This is a genomic window from Pseudomonas sp. A34-9, assembly GCF_029543085.1.
Taxonomy (GTDB): Bacteria; Pseudomonadota; Gammaproteobacteria; order Pseudomonadales; family Pseudomonadaceae; genus Aquipseudomonas.
Genome location: NZ_CP119967.1, coordinates 3230798 through 3252676, shown reverse-complemented (window position 1 = coordinate 3252676; position 21879 = coordinate 3230798). Strand labels below are relative to the sequence as shown.

The 21879-nt window shown below is 60.4% G+C and carries 17 protein-coding genes and 1 tRNA gene; 6 read left to right on the top strand and 12 right to left on the bottom strand.

The features are described from left to right. Positions 1 to 52: 52 nt before the first annotated feature. The 3 genes from P3G59_RS14415 to gnd are packed head-to-tail and all read right to left on the bottom strand — an operon-like array spanning position 53 to position 3371. A complete protein-coding gene (locus tag P3G59_RS14415; protein ID WP_277762085.1) occupies positions 53 to 874 on the bottom strand; it encodes an HAD family hydrolase in 822 nt (273 codons plus the stop codon). Then, a complete protein-coding gene (gene zwf / locus P3G59_RS14410; RefSeq protein ID WP_277762084.1) occupies positions 871 to 2394 on the bottom strand; it encodes a glucose-6-phosphate dehydrogenase in 1524 nt (507 codons plus the stop codon). Before zwf ends, P3G59_RS14415 begins: the two co-directional genes overlap by 4 nt. Continuing rightward, a complete protein-coding gene (gene gnd / locus P3G59_RS14405) occupies positions 2391 to 3371 on the bottom strand; it encodes a phosphogluconate dehydrogenase (NAD(+)-dependent, decarboxylating) (RefSeq protein WP_007914838.1) in 981 nt (326 codons plus the stop codon). The genes zwf and gnd overlap by 4 nt, the downstream gene beginning before the upstream one ends. Positions 3372 to 3643: 272 nt before the next feature. Between gnd and P3G59_RS14400 the strand changes: the two genes are divergently transcribed. Next, positions 3644 to 3826 carry a DUF6026 family protein gene (locus tag P3G59_RS14400; RefSeq protein WP_007914840.1) on the top strand — a complete coding sequence of 61 codons (183 nt, stop codon included), beginning with the start codon at positions 3644 to 3646 and terminating at the stop codon, positions 3824 to 3826. A gap of 211 nt (positions 3827 to 4037) precedes the next feature. Continuing rightward, positions 4038 to 5786, top strand: coding sequence for a phosphoethanolamine transferase CptA (locus tag P3G59_RS14395; protein ID WP_277762083.1), 1749 nt, complete (start codon positions 4038 to 4040; stop codon positions 5784 to 5786). A 312-nt stretch (positions 5787 to 6098) separates the two neighbouring features. Here P3G59_RS14395 and P3G59_RS14390 read toward each other — a convergent pair. The 7 genes from P3G59_RS14390 to fdnG all read right to left on the bottom strand — a co-directional run bounded on the left by P3G59_RS14390 (position 6099) and on the right by fdnG (position 15185). Next, positions 6099 to 6194: transfer RNA gene (locus P3G59_RS14390), tRNA-Sec, on the bottom strand. Positions 6195 to 6200: 6 nt separating this feature from the next. Next, the gene (selB, locus tag P3G59_RS14385) at positions 6201 to 8117 is read right to left on the bottom strand and encodes a selenocysteine-specific translation elongation factor (RefSeq protein ID WP_277762157.1); all 1917 of its coding nucleotides are present in this window, start codon (positions 8115 to 8117) and stop codon (positions 6201 to 6203) included. Further along, on the bottom strand, positions 8114 to 9517 hold the full coding sequence (gene selA, locus P3G59_RS14380; RefSeq protein WP_277762156.1) for an L-seryl-tRNA(Sec) selenium transferase: 1404 nt from the start codon (positions 9515 to 9517) through the stop codon (positions 8114 to 8116). Before selA ends, selB begins: the two co-directional genes overlap by 4 nt. 60 nt (positions 9518 to 9577) lie before the next feature. Continuing rightward, the gene (gene fdhE, locus P3G59_RS14375) at positions 9578 to 10504 is read right to left on the bottom strand and encodes a formate dehydrogenase accessory protein FdhE (protein WP_277762082.1); all 927 of its coding nucleotides are present in this window, start codon (positions 10502 to 10504) and stop codon (positions 9578 to 9580) included. 3 nt (positions 10505 to 10507) lie between these two features. Continuing rightward, positions 10508 to 11173, bottom strand: a complete 666-nt coding sequence (locus P3G59_RS14370; RefSeq protein ID WP_277762081.1) for a formate dehydrogenase subunit gamma — start codon at positions 11171 to 11173, stop codon at positions 10508 to 10510. Then, positions 11170 to 12105, bottom strand: coding sequence for a formate dehydrogenase subunit beta (gene fdxH / locus P3G59_RS14365; protein ID WP_008082738.1), 936 nt, complete (start codon positions 12103 to 12105; stop codon positions 11170 to 11172). The genes P3G59_RS14370 and fdxH overlap by 4 nt, the downstream gene beginning before the upstream one ends. A gap of 14 nt (positions 12106 to 12119) precedes the next feature. Next, on the bottom strand, positions 12120 to 15185 hold the full coding sequence (fdnG, locus tag P3G59_RS14360) for a formate dehydrogenase-N subunit alpha (RefSeq protein WP_277762080.1): 3066 nt from the start codon (positions 15183 to 15185) through the stop codon (positions 12120 to 12122). A gap of 301 nt (positions 15186 to 15486) precedes the next feature. Here fdnG and P3G59_RS14355 point away from each other — a divergent pair, with 301 nt between their 5' ends. The 4 genes from P3G59_RS14355 (at position 15487) to P3G59_RS14340 (ending at position 19614) form a co-directional block, all read left to right on the top strand. Then, the gene (locus tag P3G59_RS14355; RefSeq protein WP_277762079.1) at positions 15487 to 16641 is read left to right on the top strand and encodes a PatB family C-S lyase; all 1155 of its coding nucleotides are present in this window, start codon (positions 15487 to 15489) and stop codon (positions 16639 to 16641) included. A 197-nt stretch (positions 16642 to 16838) separates the two neighbouring features. Next, positions 16839 to 17696, top strand: coding sequence for a glucose 1-dehydrogenase (locus tag P3G59_RS14350; RefSeq protein ID WP_277762078.1), 858 nt, complete (start codon positions 16839 to 16841; stop codon positions 17694 to 17696). A 90-nt stretch (positions 17697 to 17786) separates the two neighbouring features. After that, positions 17787 to 19130 carry a cation:proton antiporter gene (locus tag P3G59_RS14345; protein WP_277762077.1) on the top strand — a complete coding sequence of 448 codons (1344 nt, stop codon included), beginning with the start codon at positions 17787 to 17789 and terminating at the stop codon, positions 19128 to 19130. 187 nt (positions 19131 to 19317) lie between these two features. After that, positions 19318 to 19614: a hypothetical protein gene (locus P3G59_RS14340; protein WP_141125586.1), complete on the top strand. Its 297-nt coding sequence runs from the start codon at positions 19318 to 19320 to the stop codon at positions 19612 to 19614. Between the two features lie 353 nt (positions 19615 to 19967). On the opposite strand, the gene P3G59_RS14335 is transcribed toward P3G59_RS14340, so the two are convergent. After that, positions 19968 to 21109, bottom strand: a protein-coding gene (locus P3G59_RS14335) for an IS3 family transposase (protein WP_277758129.1) whose coding sequence is annotated in 2 segments (ribosomal slippage) — positions 19968 to 20860 and positions 20860 to 21109 — 1143 coding nt in all. Because the reading frame shifts where the segments join, the coding sequence is not laid out codon by codon here. 156 nt (positions 21110 to 21265) lie between these two features. Next, the gene (locus tag P3G59_RS14330; RefSeq protein WP_277762076.1) at positions 21266 to 21802 is read right to left on the bottom strand and encodes a hypothetical protein; all 537 of its coding nucleotides are present in this window, start codon (positions 21800 to 21802) and stop codon (positions 21266 to 21268) included. Positions 21803 to 21879 lie beyond the last annotated feature (77 nt).

The following is a 21879-nucleotide window of genomic DNA, read 5'->3' as shown; positions in this document are numbered from 1 at the left end:
TCAAGGTCAAAAGATCGCAGCCTGCGGCAGCTCCTACAGGATTTGCGTTGAATCAGTGAGGGAGGATGTATTTCTCGATCGCCTGGGCCACGCCGTCTTCGGTGTTCGGCGCGGTGACCACGTCAGCCTGACGCTTTACCGCCTCCTCTGCCTGCCCCATGGCAATCGACAATCCCGCGCAATGAAACATCGCCGGGTCGTTGCCGCCATCGCCTATCGCAGCGGTCTGTTCCAGTGGAATCCCCAGATGCGCGGCCAGAGTCGTCAGAGCGGTGCCTTTATTGGCCTCCAGCGCCGTGACGTCGAGGTAAACCGGTTGCGAGCGTGACACTTGCGCCATGCCATTGACCTTGTGCAGCAGTTGCGCCTCCAGCTCAATCAACAGTTCGGTGTTGTTGCTGGTCGCGACAATCTTGTCGATGCGCTCCAGATACGGCTCGAAACTCTCGACCACCACCGGCGGATAACCGAGGCCATGTTGTTCGCGCGGCACCATCGGTCCGTGCGGATCCTTGAGCAGCCAGTCTCCTCCGCTGAACACCCAGATTTCGACATCAGGCTGATCGGCGAACGTGGCCAGCGCAATCAGCGCGGTGGTGGCCGGCAGGTAATGCGCAACCAGCAGACTGCCGTCCGGATTGACGAGAGTGCCGCCATTGAACGCTGCGGTCGGCAAATCGACGCCCAACGCCTCGATCTGCTGCAACATGGCTTTCGGTGGCCGGCCGGTGGCGAGGCTGAACAGCACGCCCGCCTCACGCAGCGAACGTACGGCGTCGATGGTGCGTTGGCTCAGCGTGTGATCAGGCAGCAGCAGTGTGCCGTCCATGTCACTGAGCAGAAAACGGACAGGTTGTTTCGGCAAGTCACTCATCCCAGGCCATGCCAGACGCGACCATCGCGAGTCAGCAGATCTTCGGCAGCTTGCGGGCCGTCTTCACCGGCGGCGTAGGTCTGCACACTGGCGTCCTGCTGCCAGGCGTCGAGGAACGGTTGCACCGCACGCCAGCCGTTCTCGATGTTGTCGGCGCGCTGGAACAGCGTCTGATCGCCGGTCAGGCAGTCGTAGATCAGGGTTTCGTAACCGGTCGAAGGCTGCATCTCGAAAAAGTCTTTGTAAGCAAACCCCAACTCGATATTGGCCATGTTCAGCGCCGGCCCCGGCCGTTTGGCCAGCAGGTCGAACCACATGCCTTCGTTGGGCTGGATCTGAATACGCAGATAAGTCGGCTGTAATTCATCGACTTCGGTGTCACGGAATTGCGCATACGGCGCGGGTTTGAAGCAGATGACAATCTCGGTGTCGCGCACGCTCATGCGTTTGCCGGTGCGCAGGTAGAACGGCACGCCGACCCAGCGCCAGTTGTCGATCATCACCTTCAGCGCCACGTAGGTTTCCGTGTTGCTGTCGGGCGCGACGTTGGCCTCCTGGCGGTAACCGGCCAGTGCCTTACCGCCGACTTCCCCGGCGCTGTACTGGCCGCGCACCGAGTTGGCTCGCGCCTCTTCCACCGTCCACGGACGAATCGCGCCAACCACTTTGGCCTTCTCACCGCGAACCGCGTCGGCACCGAAAGCGGCCGGCGGTTCCATCGCCACCATGGCGAGCAACTGGAACAGGTGATTGGGCACCATGTCACGCAGCGCGCCGGTGTGTTCGTAAAAGCTGCCACGGGTTTCGACGCCGACGGTTTCAGCGGCGGTGATCTGCACGTGGTCGATGTAATGATTGTTCCAGAAGGCTTCGAACAGGCTATTGGAAAACCGGCTGACCAGAATGTTCTGCACGGTTTCCTTGCCCAGATAATGGTCGATCCGATAGATCTGCTTCTCGGACATTACCTTGAGCAAACAGGCGTTCAACGCTTCTGCGGTTTGCAGGTCGGAGCCGAACGGCTTCTCGATCACCACCCTTCTGAACGCTTCGGGGGTTTCTTCGAGCAAGCCAGCGCTGCCCAGTCGGCGCACCACCTCGCTGAAAAAACGCGGCGCGGTGGCCAGGTAGAACACCGCATTGCCGGTGCCGCTGTCGGCGATTTTCGCCGCCAGCGCGGAATAAGTGCTGTCGTCCAGGAAGTCGCCCTGGACGTAGCTGATACCTTTGGCGAGCTTGGCCCACAAGGCTGGATCAAGCATCTGATCGCCCTTGCCGACCTTTGCCGCCACTTCGGTACGGATGAAGTCTTCGAGCTTCTGCGCGAAGGCCTCATCGGTAATGGCGTTGTGGTCAACGCCAACGATCCGCAGATTTTCGTCAAGCAAGCCGTCGCGACTGAGGTTGTACAGCGCCGGCATCAGCAAGCGCTTGACCAGGTCGCCGTGGGCACCGAACAAAAACAGCGTGGTCGGTGGTGCGGGTTCTGCCTTGGATTTTCTGCGGATCGTATGGGTCATTTCTTCGGTGTCTCCACGTGGCCGCCGAAGCCGAAGCGCTGGGCCGAAAGAATCTTGTCGCCAAAGGTGCCCTGACCGCGCGAACGGTAGCGCGAGAACAGCGAGTTCGACAGCACCGGTACCGGCACCGCTTGTTCCATGGCCGCTTCGATGGTCCATTGACCTTCGCCGCTGTCCGCAACAGAGCCGGAGAAGCCGTCGAGTTTCGGATCGCTGGCCAGTGCATCAGCGGTCAGGTCGAGCAACCACGAGGACACCACGCTGCCGCGACGCCACACTTCAGCGATATCGGCCACGTTCAGATCAAAACGCTGATCTTCCGGCAGGCGCTCGCTGGACTTGGTCTTGAGGATGTCGAAGCCTTCGGCGAACGCGGCCATCATGCCGTACTCGATACCGTTGTGAATCATCTTCACGAAGTGACCGGCACCGGCGGGACCGGCGTGGATGTAGCCATGTTCGGCGCGGTGGTCGTCGGACTTGCGATCCTTGGTGCGCGGGATGTCACCCATGCCCGGCGCGAGCGCGGCGAACAGCGGATCGAGGCGCTGCACGGTTTCAGCGTCGCCGCCGATCATCATGCAATAGCCGCGCTCCAGGCCCCAGACGCCGCCGGAAGTACCGACGTCGATGTAGTGCAGGCCCTTTTCGGCCAGGGTCTTGGCCCGACGGATGTCATCCTTATAGTTGGTGTTGCCGCCGTCGATGATGGTGTCGCCAGCTTCGAGCAGCGTGCTCAGGGTGTTGATGGTGTCTTCGGTTGGCGCGCCGGCCGGCAGCATGACCCAGACCGCACGCGGCTTGGCCAGGCCGGCAACCAGTGCCGGCAAGTCGGCGACGCCGGTGGAGCCCTCGGCGACCAGGTTATCGATGAACGCGGTATTGCGGTCGTAAACAACGGTGGTGTGACCGTTGAGCATCAGACGTCGCGCAATATTGCCGCCCATGCGGCCCAGTCCAATAATCCCGAGTTGCATGTGCTGATGCTCCTTACTACAAATAAATGTGTGTCATTGGTTATAGCCCAACGCGACTGATGGAGGTTAGTCCAGAGCGTTGCGATGAAGTTTCCGGGCATTGTGCCCGATCCAGACTGATAACGCCCCGAATCGTTGCGAAGACACACCGACCCTGAAAAATAAAAAAGTTCCATTCACAGGCAAAAGAAATCAAAATCGGCGCCGATAGTAAGTCAGCACCCCAGAGCCGGGGGCCTTACAGTTGATGCACGCCATTTGCGAGGTGAGCAATGGGCACAGTACACACAGCAATGCCGCCACAAACCCTGTACGTGACAATCCGTCGCGATGAATTGCGCCAGTTGAAAGACGAACGCGACCAGTTGAAGCAGGAGCTGGCGCAGCTGCGCCTGTTGACCCAAGGTGTGCAACCGCAACCTTTGCCGGTCGTTCAGCGTCACCCCCACGCCTGATCCCCCGCCTGATTCGGGAACGGCCGCCGCTGTTCCCGACTTGCTGCACTGCTGCCCGCCTGGCGAAAGCCAAAAAACGGCATCTCACAAACTTTTCACATTCTCTTCGTAATACTCCGCCCCATTCTGGCCGTACTTGTGCGTACGGCCTCCGTTCGTCGGCTTCATGGATGTTCCGGCGGTGGTTGTAACGAGTGAGCTGGAGCGCCGAATGGCATTGTTCAAACGCAGCAAAACGACTGCGACAGGTTTCGACTGGGCCGGACTTCTCTGGCTGTTCGTATTCTTCTGGTACTTCTCGGGTATCACCCAACTGCTGATCCAGCTGACCGGCACCTCCGGTTTCAGCGGCTTCCGTCAGGCATTCTTCATGAGCGCGCTGTGGCTGGCGCCGATGCTGCTCTTCCCCAAACGCACCAAAGTGCTCGCCGCCGTGATCGGCGTGGTGCTGTGGGCCTGCTCGATGGCCAGTCTGGGTTATTTCTTCATCTATCAGCAGGAATTCTCGCAAAGCGTCATCTTCATCATGTTCGAGTCGAACATCTCTGAAGCGGGCGAGTACATGACCCAGTATTTTGCCTGGTGGATGGTGCCGGCGTTCCTCGCCCATACCGTGTTTGCCTATTTCCTGTGGACACGTCTGCGCCCGGTGTACATGCCCCGAGGTCGTGCGCTCGTGGCGGCAACCGCGATCGTAATCGCTGTAGTCGGTTACCCGCTGGTCAAACAGACGCTGCGCATGGGCACCTTCGCCCAAGGCTTCGAAAAATTCGAAACCCGCATCGAACCCGCAGTGCCATGGCAGATGGCGGTGGCTTATCACCGTTATCTGGACACCCTCGCGGACATGCAGGGCATGCTGCATAACGTCAGCAAGATCCCGCCGCTGAAAAATCTCAAGGAGGCCTCGGCCGATCAGCCGAAGACCTTGGTGCTGGTGATCGGTGAGTCGACCAACCGTCAGCGCATGAGCCTCTATGGCTATCAGCGCAATACCACGCCGGAACTGGACAAGCTCAAGGATCAACTGGCGGTGTTCGACAACGTCGTCACCCCTCGCCCGTACACCATCGAAGCGTTGCAGCAAGTGCTGACCTTCGCTGACGAAGAGCATCCTGATCTTTACCTGTCGACACCGTCGCTGGTCAGCATGATGAAACAGGCCGGTTACAAGACCTTCTGGATCACCAACCAGCAGACCATGACCAAGCGCAACACCATGCTCACGACGTTCTCCGAACAGGCCGACGAGCAGGTGTACCTGAACAACAACCGCAACCAGAACGCCGCGCAATACGATGGCGACGTGATCGAGCCGTTCAACAAGGCGCTGGCTGACGCGGCACCGCGCAAGCTGATCGTCGTGCATTTGCTCGGCACGCACATGAGCTACCAGTACCGCTATCCGCCGACGTTCGACAAGTTCCAGGACCGTACCGGCGTGCCAGCGGGCGTGCGTGATGACCAGGTGCCGACCTACAACAGCTACGACAACGCCGTGCTGTACAACGACTTTGTCGTTTCGAGCCTGATCAAGGATTACGCCAAATCCGATCCGAACGGCTTCCTGTTGTACCTCTCCGACCACGGTGAAGACGTGTTCGACTCGGTCGGCCACAAAACCCTGGGCCGCAACGAAAACAAACCGACCGCGCCGATGTACACCATCCCGTTCATGGCCTGGGCATCGCCGAAGTGGAAAGCCAGCCACGACTGGAACTTTGCCGGTGACCTGGATCGCCCGTACAGCAGCTCGCACCTGATCCACACCTGGGCCGACCTGGCCGGTTTGAGCTTCGATGAACTCGACCGCAGCAAGAGCCTGGTCAGCGACAGCTTCAAGGCTCGCCCATTGCTGATCGGCGACCCGTACCAGACCGAGCAGCGCGCGCTGATCGACTTCAGCCTGATGAAGCCGAAAAAGCCCGACGCACCACCGGTGGGCGTCGCGCAGCAGTAACACCAGAAGGGGCCGGAAACGGCCCCTTTTTCATGGCGCCCGCTCGCGAAGGACTGATCGCCATACTCAGGGTGGCAGCGCATGGTCATGGCGAATTTGTCGCGATTCGCTGGATACGGTGGATCAAAAGATCGCAGCCTTCGGCAGCTCCTGCACCGATCCCTGTAGGAGCTGCCGAAGGCTGCGATCTTTTGCTGTTTGAGGCGTTATCAGGGCCAGACCACCTTCCCCTTGTATTGATGATCGTTCCCATGCTCTGCGTGGGAACGATCAAAAGCTGCCGAAGGCTGCGATCTTGTGCTTTTGGCAAATTGGCGGAAGGCAGCCGGAGTCGAACCTGCCCGGGAACGGATGCCGTCCCCAACCGGGTTTGAAGCCCGGCCGCGCCACCGGGCGCGATTGCCTTCCTTGAACTTATTGCGCGTCGGCGTGGGCCAGCGCGTTTTCAGGGCGGATCTGGCGGGATTCGCCGAGGCGTCGGGTCAGGCCGACGCGGTCGAAGTATTCGAGGTATTGAATACAGCGTTTGCGACCCAAGCCTAGCGCATCGCGGAAGGTTGTCACCTGGATCTGCGGATTTTCCCTGGCCAGTTTTAACAACACGTCCGCCATCCGGCGCAGTTGCAGGTCACTCAAGAACAGGTCGCGTACCACTTGGTGCATCAACCCGAGCCGCGCCAGTTTGCGCAGCAACAGGCGTACAACCGCGTCGTCCTGACCGAGCATTGTCGCGATATCGCGCACCCACGGCGGGTCGAAACCGGCCTGTTCGAAGATCGGTTGTAATCCCAGCCAGAGACTTTCGTCTTCGGCATTCAGGCGCACCTGATGATCCGGCAAATGCAGCCACGGCCCGCTCGCCTGAATCGATCCGGCGGTGAGCAATTCATCCAGCAAACTGACAAAGGTCGAACGCTCCAGCGTCAATCCACTGAAGCGGCGCAGGCGATCGCGGTCCGGGCCCATCTGGTCGGGTTCCAGTTCATGGAACTGCGCGAGTTGTTCCAGCAGGGTGAATTTCAACTGCGCCCAGCGCTGCACGTTGAACAACACCGAACCTTGGCGGGTGTCGATCAGGCGCACGTTTTCCGCTAATGCCCAGGTCGAGCGCGGCCGATTGAACTGGCGTTCCAGCCGCAGCGGGTCGAGGCCACCCGCGCTGTAGTTGAGTAGCACGGGCAGGACCTGTTCGAACTCGTCGCCAGAAGCCAAGGTGCGCAATTGCGCCAGCCGTTCGGGGCTGCGACGTTGTCGCGCCGGGGCGAACGGGTCAAGTACCTGGCCGCCACCCAAGGTGCGTTGCGCGCTCTGGTCGCGCAGGATCAAGCGATCGCCCTTTACCGCGTGGACCGGCGCATTGATCAGCAGTTGCGCGAACATTTGCTCGCCGGGACTCAACCGTGGACCTTCGAGCAAGGCCACCCGAGCGATGACATCCTGCGTGCCGAGGTGCACGTGCACCGGGTGAAAGTGTTCGAAGGTACGTTCGCCGGGCAGCAGTTGAAAGTCGATGTCGACCCGTTGCGTCGCCGCATGCAGCCATTCGCTCAGCAGCCACTGGCCGCGATGGAGCTGCGCCAGTTCGAGGCGTTCGCCGGTCAGGTTCAACGCCACTCGCTGGCCGGCGACGGCGTGTTCGGCGGGTTGATTCTGCGCATGCAAACCGCGCACGCGTACGGTTTTCCCGGACGGCCCGAGGATGAGTTTGTCGCCGACGGCCACCGCGCCCGACAACGCCGTCCCGGTAACGACAATCCCCGCACCGGCAACGCTGAAGGCGCGGTCGATGGCCAGGCGAAAGCCACCTTCACGGCTGCGCTCGTGCACTGCACTTTGCGTCTGCAGCAACACCTCGCGCAGTGCCGCAATGCCCTGCCCGCTCAGGCTCGACACGGTCAAGATCGGCGCCTCGGCAAACGGCCCCGGGGCGAGCAGGTCCAGCACCTGTCGCTGCACCTCTTCGACCCTGCCCGCCTCGGCCCGGTCGCATTTGGTGATCGCCACCAAAGCGCGCGCAATGCCGAGCAACTCGACAATCGCCAGATGCTCGCGGGTCTGCGGCATCACGCCGTCATCCGCCGCGACCACCAGCAGCACCAGATCGATGCCCTGCGCGCCAGCGAGCATGTTGTGGGTGAATTTCTCGTGGCCGGGGACGTCGATAAACCCGGTCAGGCCCGCGCCCGGTTCCAGTTCGGCGTAGAGATAACCCAAGTCGATGGTCATCCCGCGCTCGCGTTCCTGCGGGCGACGGTCGCCGGTTTGTCCGGTCAGGGCTTGCAGCAGCGCGGTCTTGCCGTGGTCGATGTGCCCCGCCGTGCCGACAATCATGAATCGACCTGCAACTGCGGCAATTGCCTGAGCCACGCCGGCTCATCGTCGAGTTGGCGCAGATCCAGCCACAGCGCATCGTCGTCGATACGACCGAGCACCGGGATCGGCAACGCGCGCAGCGCTGTTTCCAAATTCAACAGACAGCGCCCGCGCAAACGCTTGGAAACTTGCGGGCGCATGCACAATGCCGCACTCGGCAAGCGCGCCACCGGCTGGCTGCCGCTGCCGATCATGCCCAAGGCCTCGACTGCACTGACCTGCCAGCTTTCGCCCAACAGCTCAGCCATCAAGGGCTGCAACCGTGAAGCCTGGGCGAAAATGTCAGACTGCGGACGGGTCAGCAAACGCAGACTCGGCAAACGTTCAGCGAGGCGATCGGGATCGCGATACAAGCCCAGCACCGCTTCCAGCGCCGCCAAGGTCAACTTGTCCACCCGCAGCGCGCGTTTCAGCGGATTCTTCTTGATCTTCGCGATCAGCTCTTTACGCCCGACGATCAACCCGGCCTGCGGCCCGCCAAGCAATTTGTCGCCGCTGAAGGTGACGATGTCCGCGCCATCCAGCAGCGCCTGACGCACCGTCGGTTCGGCCGGCAACCCCCAGCGTTGCAGATCGAGCAGACTGCCGCTGCCCAGATCCTCCAGCAGCGGCAAACCCTGACGATGGGCCAGCTCGGCCAGCTCAGGGGTCGGCACCCGAGCGGTAAAGCCTTCGATGCTGTAGTTGCTTGCGTGCACGCGCATGATCAAACCGCTGCGTGGGTTGATCGCTGCTTCGTAATCACGGGCATGGGTGCGATTAGTGGTGCCGACCTCATGCAGGCGCACGCCGGCGCGGGCCATGATGTCGGGAATGCGGAAGGCACCGCCGATCTCGATCAGCTCACCACGGGAAATGATGCCTTCCTTGCGCGCGCCCAGACTGTTGAGCGTCAGCAGCACGGCGGCGGCATTGTTGTTGACCACAGTGACGGCTTCAGCGCCGGTCAGTTCGCGGATCAGGCCTTCAATCAGATCATCACGATCACCGCGCTTGCCGCTGGCCAGATCGAACTCCAGATTGAGCGGATAACGCGCGGCCATTTGCACCGCGTCGATGGCTGCGTCCGGCAACAAGGCGCGACCGAGGTTGGTGTGCAGCACCGTGCCGGTGAGGTTGAACACTCGGCGCACGTTGCTGCGTTGCTGCCGGGCCAGGCGTTCACCGACGCGGCCGGCGAGCACTTCAGGGCTGATTTCGACGGCGGATAACTGCCCGGTCAACACACTGGAACGCAGTTCATCGAGCAACTGCCGCAAACTCGCCAGCAGAGACTCACGTCCGTGACGTTCAAGCAAAGGCACACACGCCGGGTGACGCAACAAACCATCAATGGAAGGTAACCGCAGGGACATCAGCCACTCCTGGAGACAGTTCACTGCGCCCCGCAGTGAAAAACAAGAGTGTAGACGCTGTGATCACTCGTCTCCCGGAGCCAGCAACAGATTTGGCGCCAGACGCTGGTAACCGTCCTGCGCCAGTCGCATGTCCAGCAACAAACTGCCGAGATCCGCCGACAACGCCTCGGCATCGGCATCGTTTTCCAGATACACCAGCTTCAGATAGCTGTGACAGCCCGGACAGACCTCCGCCCTTAACGGTGCCTGATTTGCCGCGTGGCGATCATCCTCGACACTCAGATAATCAAGCCCTTTGCTCGACTCGCAATACACGCACTTGACCCGCACCACATGCCATTCGCAGGCACACAGCGAACACACCAGATAACGCAAACCGTTGTGCTTGCCGCGATGACGAATGACCCCGGCCATCGCCGGTGAACCGCACGCCGGGCATTGGCTGAGGCTGTCAGCGGGTTTGAGTTGCAGATTCGCCGCGCTGAGCAACCAATGGCTCCACGCCGTTTGCAGGCCCGCACCGAGGAACGGCACCAACGCCGCCGGCACCATCGAATACTGGCCGCTGACCAACGCAACGCCCCACGACCGTAACTGGCCGGAACTGGCGACCCGCAGCGTCGTCAGCGCATCGACGACGGCGGGTTGCTCATCAGGGACATAACGTTGCAACAGCGCATCGAGATACGCCTGCCATGCGTCTTCACGGATTAACGTATCGGCGGCAAACGGCGGCAAACCGTGCTGCTGACACGCCTCGATCCGTTGCTGATCAAACGGCGCGGTCAACGGCGGATCGTCGAATACCTGCTGCTGCACCCGGCACAATCCGGCAATCAGCCGTAGGTACTCGGCCAGCGGATGTCCTGCGGCCAATTGCTCCAGCCGTTGCGCGCGCAACGTGAACAGATTGTGCGGCGGCAGATGCAGAAATGGCGGCGAACTCGCCGCCGCTTCAATTTCCCCGGGTTCCAGAATGGTTGGCAAAAGTCAGCCCTTTTTGGTGATCGGTCGCTCCGGCACGTCCGGTTGGCGTTCGTCGCGGGTGATGTCGCGATACCAGAGTTCATGGTGTTTCCTGGCCCAGGCGCGGCTGACCCAGCCATGCATCATCGCGTCGACCGAGCCCTTGATCCACAGCCCGGCGTAGATGTGAATGATGATGCTCAGCACCAGAATGAACCCGGCCAGCGCGTGCAGGAGCATCGCCCAGCGAATCACGCTGATGCCGAAATACGCGCTGAAATAGGCGCGCCAGATCACCAGCCCGGTGAACAACAAACCCAGCATGCACAGCAGTAAAGTCCAGAACAACAGCTTCTGCCCGGCGTTGTATTTGCCCACCGGCGGGACGGTTTCCTCGTCGTTGACCAGCACCCGGTCAATGCGGCGCAACCACTTCCAATCGTTGTCGATAAAGAAATTCGCGCGCCAGAAACGGAACACAAGACCGAGGAACAACACGAACATCAGCACGCCCAGGAACGGGTGCAGAATCCGCGTCCACGGCCCGCCGCCGAACAGATTGCTTAGCCAGAACAGCGACGGATGAAACAACGCCAGCCCGGACAGCCCGGCCATGAAAAACAGGATCGCCACCAGCCAGTGATTGGTGCGCTGGTTGGCGGTGTAACGCAGGATCGTCTTGTTGCTCATGGCCGGTCCTCCCCGCGTGGATCGAAGGTGTGCACCGCCGGATCGACGACGTGCACTGAGGTGTCAGGTGGTGTCGGATGTTCATCCTCTTCGACGCGATTTGGCCCGATACGCACATAGTGGAAGAACCCGGCCAGCACCGCCGCACCCATGGCCAGCAAGCCCAGCGGTTTGCTGATGCCTTTCCACAGGCCCACCAACGGACTGATCGCCGGATCCTGCGGCAGGTTGGCATAGATCGTCGGCGTGTCGGCATGGTGCAGCACGTACATCACGTGCGTACCGCCAACACCTGCCGGGTCATACAGACCGGCGTTTTCGAAACCACGGCTTTTCAGGTCGACGATGCGCTCGGCGGCGTGTTCCTTCATGTCTTCCTTGGTGCCGAACACAATGGCCCCGGTCGGGCAGGTTTTCACACAGGCCGGTTCCAGCCCTACCGCCACCCGATCCGAACACAAGGTGCATTTGTAGGCCTTGTGGTCTTTCTGCGAAATGCGCGGAATATTGAACGGGCAACCGGTGATGCAATAACCGCAGCCGATGCAGTGATCCTGATCGAAATCGACGATGCCGTTGGCGTGCTTGATGATCGCGCCGGGGCTCGGGCACGCCGCCAGGCAACCGGGCTCGGCGCAGTGCATGCAGCCATCCTTGCGGATCAGCCATTCGAGGTTGCCGGCGTCGGTTTCGTGTTCGGTGAAACGCATCAAGGTCCAGGTTTCCGCGCTCAGGTCTTGCGGGTTGTCGTAGGTGCCGTGGTTGTGGCCGACCTCGTCGCGCAGCTCGTTCCATTCCGAGCAGGCGACCTGGCAGGCCTTGCAGCCGATGCATTTGGTGGTGTCGATCAGCTTGGCCACCGCCTCCTGATTCCTCACCGACGGCGGCACCGTGGTGGTGGCCGAGCGGGCAATGATGTCTTGGCTGGCCATTTAAAGATTCTCCATCAGAGCTTCTCCACGTTGACCAGGAATGACTTGGATTCCGGGGTCTGTGTGTTGCCATCGCCGAGGAACGGCACCAGGGTGTTGGTCAGGTAACCGTGACGCGTCAGGCCGGTGAAGCCCCAGTGCAGCGGGATGCCGATCTGATGCACGACCTGGCCGTTGACTTGCAGCGGCCGGATCCGTTTCGTCACCACCGCCACCGCTTCGATAAAGCCGCGTTTGCAACTGACGCGCACGCGATCCCCGGCGGCAATGCCCTTCTCTTTCGCCAGCACTTCGCCGATTTCCACGAACTGTTCCGGTTGGGCAATCGCGTTCAACTTGCAGTGCTTGCTCCAGAAGTGGAAATGCTCGGTCAACCGGTAACTGGTGCCGGCGTACGGGAAGTCCTTGGCCTCGCCGAGGGTTTCCCAGACCGAATCGAAGATCCGCGCCGCCGGGTTGCTGGTGGCTTTCTTGTTTTGCGGGTGCAATGGATTGATGCCGATCGGCGTTTCGAACGGCTCGTAATGCTCGGGGAATGGCCCTTCGTTCATCTTGTCGACGGCGAAGAACCGCGCCACGCCTTCGGGGTTCATGATGAACGGGTTCATTCCGGCTTCCGGCGGCACATCGGCTTTGTAGTCCGGCACGTCGGTGCCGCCCCAGGCCTTGCCGTTCCACCACACCAGACGTTTTTTCGGGTCCCACGGTTTGCCGGCGACGTCTGCCGAAGCGCGGTTGTAGAGAATCCGTCGGTTGGCCGGCCAGGCCCAGGCCCAGCCCAGATGTTGATGCATGCCGTACGGATCGGCGTTGTCGCGGCGGGCCATCTGGTTGCCGGCCTCGGTCCAACTGCCGGCGAAGATCCAGCAGCCGGACGCGGTGCTGCCGTCATCCTTGAGCAAACCGAACCCGGCCAATTGCGAGCCGGCCTTGACCGCGACACCCGTGGCGTCGGTGAAATCGGCCACAGCGCTGCCGTTGATTTCCTTGGCGAGTTCCTCCGGCGAAGGCTCGTCAGGGATCTTGTACGGCCACGTCAGTTTCAGCAGCGGATCGGGGAATTTGCCGCCCTCGGCCTGATAACGCTTGCGCAGGCGCAGGAACAATTCGGCCATGATGCGGATGTCGGTCTGCGCTTCGCCCGGTCCGTCGGCGCCCTTCCAGTGCCATTGCAGCCAGCGGCTGCTGTTGACCAGCGAGCCGTCCTCTTCGGCAAAGCAGGTAGTGGGCAGGCGAATGACTTCGGTCTGGATCTCGGCGCTTTTCACATCGTTGTAAGGCCCTACGTTGTGCCAGAACTCCGAGGTTTCGGTGGCTAGCGGATCCATCACCACCAGCCATTTCAATTTCGCCAGTGCGCCCATCACGCGGTTTTTGTCCGGTAATGCAGCAATCGGGTTGAAGCCTTGGCAGAAGTAGCCGTTGACCTTGCCCTGGCTCATCAGGTCGAACATCTTCAGGACGTCGTAGTTGGGGATGTCGAGTTTCGGCAAATGGTCGTAGCACCAATTGTTCTCGACGGTAGCGTTGGCCCCGTACCACGACTTCATCAGGCTGACGTGGAACTTGCTGTAGTTCTGCCAGTAGGACAATTGCCCCGGGCGCAGCGGCACTTGCGTGCGTTTTTTGATGAAGGCGTTGTAGTCCTGCTCGGTGTCGCTGCCCAGCGTCAGATAGCCCGGCAGCGCATTGGAGAGCAAGCCAAGGTCGGTCAGCCCCTGGATGTTCGAGTGACCGCGCAAGGCGTTGACGCCACCGCCGGGCATGCCGACGTTGCCCAGCAGCAGTTGCACCATCGCCGCGCTGCGGATGATCTGCGCGCCGATCGAGTGCTGCGTCCAGCCGAGGGCGTAGAGAATCGTCATGGTCTTGCCCGGGATCGAGCAGGTGGCGATTTCGTCCCAGATTTTCTGCATGGCATCGACCGGCATGCCGCAAATCTGGCTGGCGAGGTCGATGCTGTACCGGCTGTAATGCTGCTTCATCAATTGATAGACGCAGCGCGGGTGTTGCAGGGTCGGGTCGACGGTGACGAAGCCGTCCTCGCCCATTTCGTAACCCCAGCCGGATTTGTCGGTATAGCTGCGCTTGGCCACGTCGTAGCCGCTGAAAATCCCGTCTTCGAAGCCATAGCCTTCTTTGACGATGAACGACACGTCGGTGTAGTTGCGCACGTATTCGTGCTGGATCTTGTCCTCGGTCAGCAGGTAATTGATCAACCCGCCCATGAAGGCGATGTCGGTGCCGGTGCGGATCGGCGCGTAATAGTCGGCCACCGAAGCAGTCCGGGTAAAACGCGGGTCAACGACGATCAGCCGCGCGGCGTTGTGCGCTTTGGCCTCGGTCACCCATTTGAAGCCGCACGGATGCGCTTCTGCTGCGTTGCCCCCCATCACCAGGATCAGATTCGCGTTGGCGATATCGGTCCAGGTATTGGTCATGGCACCACGGCCGTACGTCGGGGCAAGACTTGCCACCGTCGGGCCGTGTCAGACACGCGCCTGGTTATCGAACCCCAGCATGCCGAGGCTGCGAATCACCTTTTGGGTGATGTAGCCGGCTTCATTGGACGCTGCCGACGCGGCGAGGAAACCGGTGCTCAGCCAGCGATTCACCGTTTGCCCGTTGGCATTTTTCTCGATGAAGTTGGCGTCGCGGTCGGTTTTCATCAGGTCGACGATGCGGTCGAGCGCTTCGTCCCAACTGATCCGCGTCCATTCACTGCTGCCGGGCTTGCGCGTTTGCGGGTAGAGCAAGCGGCCCGGGCTGTGAATGAAGTCGAGAAGGCTTGCGCCTTTCGGGCAGAGGGTGCCGCGGTTGACCGGGTGGTCGGCGTCGCCCTCGATGTGAATGATGCTTTGCGCTACGTTCTTCGCGGTATCGCCCTGGCTGTACATGATCAACCCGCAACCGACCGAGCAATACGGGCAGGTGTTGCGGGTTTCATGGGTGTGGGCAAGCTTGAAGTGGCGCACCTGCTCGGCGAAGGCCAGCGTCGGGGCCATGCCCAACGCGCCCAGGCTCGAGCCTGCAAGGCCGATACCGGCGACCTTGAAGAACTGACGACGGCTGAGATCCATCGTGCACTCCTGATCAGGTGGGACCCGGTACTGGTGCCGGGTTTTGTCTGGACAATCACGGTGGCGGCAAACGAGTGCCGACCTTTTCACTGTAGACAAAGGCCACATGATCTGTGTGAAAACCGACCGTCGGCCGTTTGTCGGGCAACACACAAATCTGTTTAGGAGCTGCCGAAGGCTGCGTTCTTTGGATCTTGCTCTTTAAAAACAAAATCAAAAGATCGCAGCCTTCGGCAGCTCCTACAGGGGTTGTGGGTTTATCATGCCCGACAGGACCATTCCCGCCTTCACGAGACCGCGCATGACTTTCGATTTTGATCAGGTATTCGACCGCCATAACACCGGCAGCACCAAGTGGAGCCGCTATTCGGCCGACGTGTTGCCGATGTGGGTCGCTGATATGGATTTCGCCGCGCCGCCGGTGGTGATCGAGGCGCTGCAGCAACGCTTGCTGCACCCGCTGGTGGGCTACAGCGTGGCGCAGGACAACCTGCGTGAAGCCATCGTCGCCGACCTCTGGAACAAGTACGCCTGGAAGGTCAAACCGCAAGAGCTGATCTTCCTGCCGGGCGTCGAGTCCGGCTTCAACATGGCTTTGAAAGCGCTGGTGCAACCGCAACAGAATGTCGTGGTGCAAGTGCCGAATTACCCGCCGTTGCGCCACGCGCCGGGGCATTGGGGGTTGAACAAGGTTGAGCTGGAGTTCGTCCCGCAGGCTGACGGTACTTACCTGACGCCGCTGGATGTCCTGCGTGAATCGCTGAACGGTGGCGGCGCCCTGCTGCTGAGCAACCCGCACAACCCGATCGGCAAAGTGTTCGCCCGTGCAGAACTGCAAGCCGTGGCGGACATTTGTGCGGCGCAGGACGCGTGGATCATCTCCGACGAAATCCACGCTGAGCTGTGCTTCGACGGTCGCGTGCACATTCCGACCGCGTCGCTGAGCCCGGAGATCGCCGAGCGCACCATCACCCTGATGTCGGCAAGCAAGGCCTACAACATTGCCGGCCTGAAGACCTCGTTCATGATCATCCAGAACGCCGCCCTGCGTGAACGCGTCAACCACGCCCGTTGCGGCATGGTCGACAGCGTCAATCCACTGGGCATGGAAGCCACCCGCGTGGCCTACAGCGCAGGTGGGCCGTGGCTCGCCGAGCTGAAAACCTACCTGCAGGGCAACCGTGACTGGCTGGTTGACGCGGTGCGCAGCCGCTTGCCGGGCGTGACCATCAATGTCCCACAGGGCACGTATCTGGCCTGGCTGGATTGCTCGGCGCTGGACCTGGACAACCCGCAGCAGTTCTTCCTTGAACAGGCCAAAGTGGGTCTGAGCCCGGGTCTGGACTTCGGTGATCAACACCGGCAGTTCGTGCGCCTGAACTTCGGCTGCCCGCGTTCGTTGCTCGAAGAAGGTATCGCCCGGATGGAACACGCCCTGACACAACGCACTACCTAAGAGCAGCACATCCCCCCCCTGTAGGAGCTGCCGAAGGCTGCGATCTTTTGACTTTGATCTTTTAAAAGCAAGATCAAAAGATCGCAGCCTTCGGCAGCTCCTACAGAGAATTTGCGTCGCGTCTTAATCCGATCGAACTCACGGCAAACACACCGGGTCAACCACCCATACCCGCCTTGAGACCTCGGAGACCCGCGATGACTGATTATCCAAAACCGCCCTTTCCCGCCCAAGCCCAAGCCGTGCCCGGCTCGCAAAGTAAAATGCAGCCCTATCCCGACTGCGGCGAGCAAAGCTATGTCGGCTCCGGGCGACTCGCCGGCAAGATCGCTCTGATCACCGGCGCCGACAGCGGCATCGGCCGCGCCGTGGCGATTGCCTTTGCCCGTGAAGGCGCCGACGTGGCGGTGGCGTATCTGAATGAACACGAAGACGCCAAGGAAACCGCACGCTGGGTCGAACAGGCCGGCCGCCAATGCCTGCTGTTGCCGGGCGATATCGCGCAGAAAGCCCACTGCCAGGCCTTGGTCGACAAAACCGTCGAACGCTTCGGCCACATCGATGTGCTGGTCAACAACGCCGCGTTCCAGATGACCCACGAAACCTTCGAAGAAATCCCCGACGAAGAATGGGTGATGACCTTCGACGTCAACATCACCGCGATTTTCCGGCTGTGTCAGGCCGCCATCAAACATATGCGTGCCGGCGCGTCGATCATCAACACCAGTTCGATCAACTCCGACTTGCCCAAACCGACCCTGCTCGCCTACGCCACCACCAAAGGCGCGATTGCCAACTTCACCGGCGGTCTGGCGCAGATGCTCGGGCCAAAAGAGATTCGCGTGAACTGCGTGGCACCGGGGCCGATCTGGACGCCGCTGATCGTCTCGACCATGCCCGATGATGAAGTGCAGAATTTCGGCGGCAACACCCCGCTCGGCCGCCCCGGCCAACCGGTGGAAGTGGCGCCGATCTACGTGCTGCTGGCCTCGGACGAAGCCAGTTACATCACCGGCCAGCGCTATGGCGTGACGGGCGGTAAGCCGATGCTGTGATGATCCCTTCGCCAACGCCTACAGTAAGGCTGAAGACCCATTGAACACGGTGCGATTGCCGTCACATCGACCATTTGAGGGCGGCACATCATGAGTTTTGTCGTGTGGGTCGCGGTCCTCGGCGCGGTGCTGCTGACCCTGGCACTGACCTCGTCATACCTGCGCTGGATGCCAGTGACGACGTCGGCCGTTTGTTTGCTGCTGGGGGTCGGCATCGGCCCCAGCGGCCTCGATCTGCTGAAGCTGTCGCTGGAAAACGCCTCGTTGTGGATGGAGCACCTGACGGAAGTGGCGGTGCTGTTCTCGTTGTTTGTCTGCGGGCTCAAGTTGCGTCTGCCGCTGCGCGACAAGCGCTGGCGCATTGCGTTCGGCCTCGCGGGACCGGTGATGGTGCTGACCATCGCCGGGGTGTGCTTGCTGCTGCATTGGGGTTTGCAGTTACCGTGGGGGCCGGCGTTATTGATCGGCGCGATTCTGGCCCCGACCGACCCGGTGCTCGCCGCACTGGTGCAGGTCAACGACGCGCGGGATGTCGACGGCGTTCGATTCGGCCTTTCCGGTGAGGCCGGGCTGAATGACGGCATCGCCTTTCCTTTTGTGATTCTCGGGCTATTGCTGCTTCACGGTGACGGTTCGGCCGCCGAGTGGCAGGGCTGGGTGTTGCGCAACGTGTTGTGGGCGGTGCCCGCAGGGCTGTTGACCGGTTACTGGATGGGCCGCGGTATCGGCCGCGTGACCCTTTCACTGCGCATCCACAATGACGACAGCACCTTGAGCCCCAACGATTATCTGGCGTTGGCGCTGATCGCGTTGGCCTACGTCGTCGCCGAAGCCATTGGCGGCTACGGCTTTCTCTCGGTATTCGCCGCCGGCCTCGGCTTGCGTCAGGTCGAAGTCAAATCCACCGGCGCCAGCCAGCCGCCCGCCGAGCATTTGGTGCAGCCGGTGGTCGGGCATCAGAACGTCGAACCGCAGCACGCGGTGCACGGCGACACCGAACGGCTGGAAAGCAGCCAGGTCGCCGCCGGCATCATGATGGGCGATATGTTGTCGTTCGGTGGTCTGGTCGAACGGGCCATGGAAGTGTTTCTGGTGACCCTGCTTGGCGTGGTGCTGGTGGCGCATTGGGATTGGCGTGCGTTGTGGGTCGGCGGCGTGTTGTTCTGCCTGATCCGCCCGGCCTGCGTCGCGTTGATGCCTTGGGGCAGGTTACTGGAAGGGCGGCAACGGCTGTTGATTGGCTGGTTCGGCATTCGCGGGATCGGCAGCCTGTTCTATCTGTTTTATGCCTTGAACCACGGGCTGACCGACACAGTGGCCAGCGTGTGTACCGACCTGACCTTGTCGGTGGTGGCGCTGAGCATTTTGCTTCACGGCATCAGCACACAACCGATCCTCGCTCGCTACGAGCAGCATAAGAAACAAAAAACCTGATTTTTAATCCCGGGTTTTATCGACTAATTGATCGAAGATTTTTCTGTAAAAAAATGGATCCCTGATTACTGGCCGGCAGTCACACGTATAACCCCTCGCCAGACAGGTCCGGCGGGGCCCGGCAGGTTCGGTTCCCCTGCGGCGTCAAGCCAGTGAAATGGAATCTTTGAAGGATAAGGTCACGGTCATGAAAGAATGCTCGACTCCTGCGCAAATCAAGGCTTGCAGAGCACTGGCTCTGGAACGCAATCGTCAATTGTTCGATAACGCCCACACCCTCAATCGAGCGGCCAATGCGCTGCTCGATGTGGCTGATCTGGATATTGAACAGTTTGAGCGCTACCGCGCGCTGCGCAAGAAAGCCGATTCGATGTTTGAAGATGCCATCGACCATTTGTGCGTGTTGAACGAAGACTTCCCGCCGATTCCGATGTCGTCGCAGAATTCGGTGGCGTTGCGTCGAGAACTTGAGACCGTGGAGTGAGCCAGAACAGCCCCTCACCCTAACCCTCTCCCCGAGGGAGAGGGAACTGACCGCGGTGAATGGTCGGGATACGCCGACGTGAGATACCGAGTCGAACGCAGATTTTGAATAAAACGAGGACCGGCTCACTGCGGAGTGAACCTTGACAGCCCCTCACCCTAGCCCTCTCCCAAAGGGAGAGGGAACTGACCGCGGTGAATGGTCGAGATACGCCGACTTGAGATACCGAGTCGAACGCAGATTTTCAATACAACGAAGATCTGCTCCCTTCCCCCTCGCCCCCCTTGGGGGAGAGGGTTGGGGTTGATCTGGTCAAACGATACTGGACACAGTTATAGGGTTTTGTTCATTTCTCATGCCGCCAGGGCCTCCATGGCTACCGGAGTCCTATAACCGTTGTGGCTGTGCAGCCTGATCCGATTGTAATAGTGGGTCAGGTAGCGCAACACATCGGTACTGGCTTCGTCTTCGTTTCGGTAGCCGGCCTTGGGTATCCATTCAGATTTCAAACTGCCAAAGAAACGTTCCATCGGAGCGTTATCCCAGCAGTTTCCCCGTCGACTCATGCTTTGTTTTATCCGCATGTCCGACAACGTTTCACGGAACATTTTGCTGCTGTAATGACAGCCCTGATCCGAATGGAACATTAAGTTTTCAGGCCGTCCTCGCGACTCGAAAGCCACCTTCAAGGCTTGACAGGTTAGTGCTGAATCCGGGCTTCGGGACATCGCCCAGCCGACGATGCGTCGGGCATGCAGATCAAGTACCGCAGCCAGATAAACCCAGTAAGTACCCGCCCAGATGTAAGTCACGTCGCCACACCACACTTGATTGGGCGCCTCGACGTTGAATTTACGCTCCAAATGGTTAGGGGCGTATTGAGCCTCCGCGCCGCTGGGTTTGTAACGATGCCTGCGCCGTTGCTGGCTCTTTAATCCAATTTCGCGCATCAGGCTACGAGCCATGTAGCGACCTACAGACTCCTTTTCGTTACGCAACGCCTCTGACAGGCCTCGCGCGCCCATCGAACCGCGACTTTGCTGATGCAGTTCAACAGCCTTGATCTTGAGGCGATCGCGTTCAACATCAACTTTTGTGCCCTGTTTCAACCGGTCGTAAAAACTGCTGCGGTTGATTCCAAACACACCACACAACTCGGTTCTTGGATATTGCTCGCTTAACTCCTCGACCAGCCTTATCGATCGAGGGAATCCGACATCAAGAGAGCTGTAGCCTTTTTTAAGATTTCTTTCTCACGCTCAATCCGTCGGATTTTTGCTTCCAGTTCCTGAATGCGTTGTTGATCGGGTGTCATGGCCTTGGATCTTTCGGGCGTCTTGCCGTTGCGCTCCTGGCGCAACTGCTCAACCCAGCGGCGCAGAGCGGTCGGGCCCACCCCCATCGCTTCGCAGGCCTCACTTACTGAATAATCTTTATCCAGTACCAAGCAAGCCGCGTCCCGTTTGAAATCTGTCGAAAAGTACCGTCTAGTCAAAATTACACCTCGTCGTTGGGCGTAGATTACGCCCTTCAGGGGTGTCCAGAATCATTAAGCCAGATCAGGTGAGGGGGATCGATCTAATGTGCACCGCAGCCATCCAGACGAATAAAAAAGCCCGACTACACAAGCCGGGCTTTTCCATACCTGCCGTCACCCGCCCGGATTGGTCACCTGAATAAACACTGCATAACTCCCCAGTAACACCCAGAACGTCGCAAAGATCCAAGGCGTGCGCAGCGAAAACAGCAGCGACTTGCGATAGCCCTTGTGGCTCGACTCCATCTCGCTGAACAGCGGCGATTCGTCGTACGCCAGGCCCATCAACGGCTCGCTGTGCAGCAAATGGCTCTGCTTGAAATGCCAATGATCGATGATGTCGTACGCCGCACGAATCCCCGGCCAGGCGTTCAGCGAGCTAAGCAACCCGAGCAGCGCCAGAAACGGTGGCACCACCAGCGTGAACAACTTGCCCCACTCTGGGTTGAGGTTGGCCATGCAGGACGCAAAGGCGATCACCAGAAACGATTGCGCCGCCAGATAGGCATCGGTGCGGTTGGCGAGGATGCTGGTTTCGTACTGGATCTCCCGGCGATAGAAATCCAGCCGTTCCTTGGGTGAGCCGAACATTTTCGCGTCATGTTCGGTCAGGCTTTCTTCAGCGGTGGGCTCAGTCAGTATGCGAGGCAAAAGATGCACGCTCCGGGGTGGGGAAAGCCTTTAGAAGCCCCCGTTGCCGCGCAAGTTCAGCCGGATTGACCGGCGCC

What these genes read in the sequence shown, in the direction of transcription:
- P3G59_RS14415 (WP_277762085.1), bottom strand. Translation starts at nt 874, where the DNA reads ATGAGTGACTTGCCGAAACAACCTGTCCGTTTTCTGCTCAGTGACATG.
- zwf (WP_277762084.1), bottom strand. Translation starts at nt 2,394, where the DNA reads ATGACCCATACGATCCGCAGAAAATCCAAGGCAGAACCCGCACCACCG.
- gnd (WP_007914838.1), bottom strand. Translation starts at nt 3,371, where the DNA reads ATGCAACTCGGGATTATTGGACTGGGCCGCATGGGCGGCAATATTGCG.
- P3G59_RS14400 (WP_007914840.1), top strand. Translation starts at nt 3,644, where the DNA reads ATGGGCACAGTACACACAGCAATGCCGCCACAAACCCTGTACGTGACA.
- P3G59_RS14395 (WP_277762083.1), top strand. Translation starts at nt 4,038, where the DNA reads ATGGCATTGTTCAAACGCAGCAAAACGACTGCGACAGGTTTCGACTGG.
- selB (WP_277762157.1), bottom strand. Translation starts at nt 8,117, where the DNA reads ATGATTGTCGGCACGGCGGGGCACATCGACCACGGCAAGACCGCGCTG.
- P3G59_RS14370 (WP_277762081.1), bottom strand. Translation starts at nt 11,173, where the DNA reads ATGAGCAACAAGACGATCCTGCGTTACACCGCCAACCAGCGCACCAAT.
- fdxH (WP_008082738.1), bottom strand. Translation starts at nt 12,105, where the DNA reads ATGGCCAGCCAAGACATCATTGCCCGCTCGGCCACCACCACGGTGCCG.
- P3G59_RS14355 (WP_277762079.1), top strand. Translation starts at nt 15,487, where the DNA reads ATGACTTTCGATTTTGATCAGGTATTCGACCGCCATAACACCGGCAGC.
- P3G59_RS14350 (WP_277762078.1), top strand. Translation starts at nt 16,839, where the DNA reads ATGACTGATTATCCAAAACCGCCCTTTCCCGCCCAAGCCCAAGCCGTG.
- P3G59_RS14345 (WP_277762077.1), top strand. Translation starts at nt 17,787, where the DNA reads ATGAGTTTTGTCGTGTGGGTCGCGGTCCTCGGCGCGGTGCTGCTGACC.
- P3G59_RS14340 (WP_141125586.1), top strand. Translation starts at nt 19,318, where the DNA reads ATGAAAGAATGCTCGACTCCTGCGCAAATCAAGGCTTGCAGAGCACTG.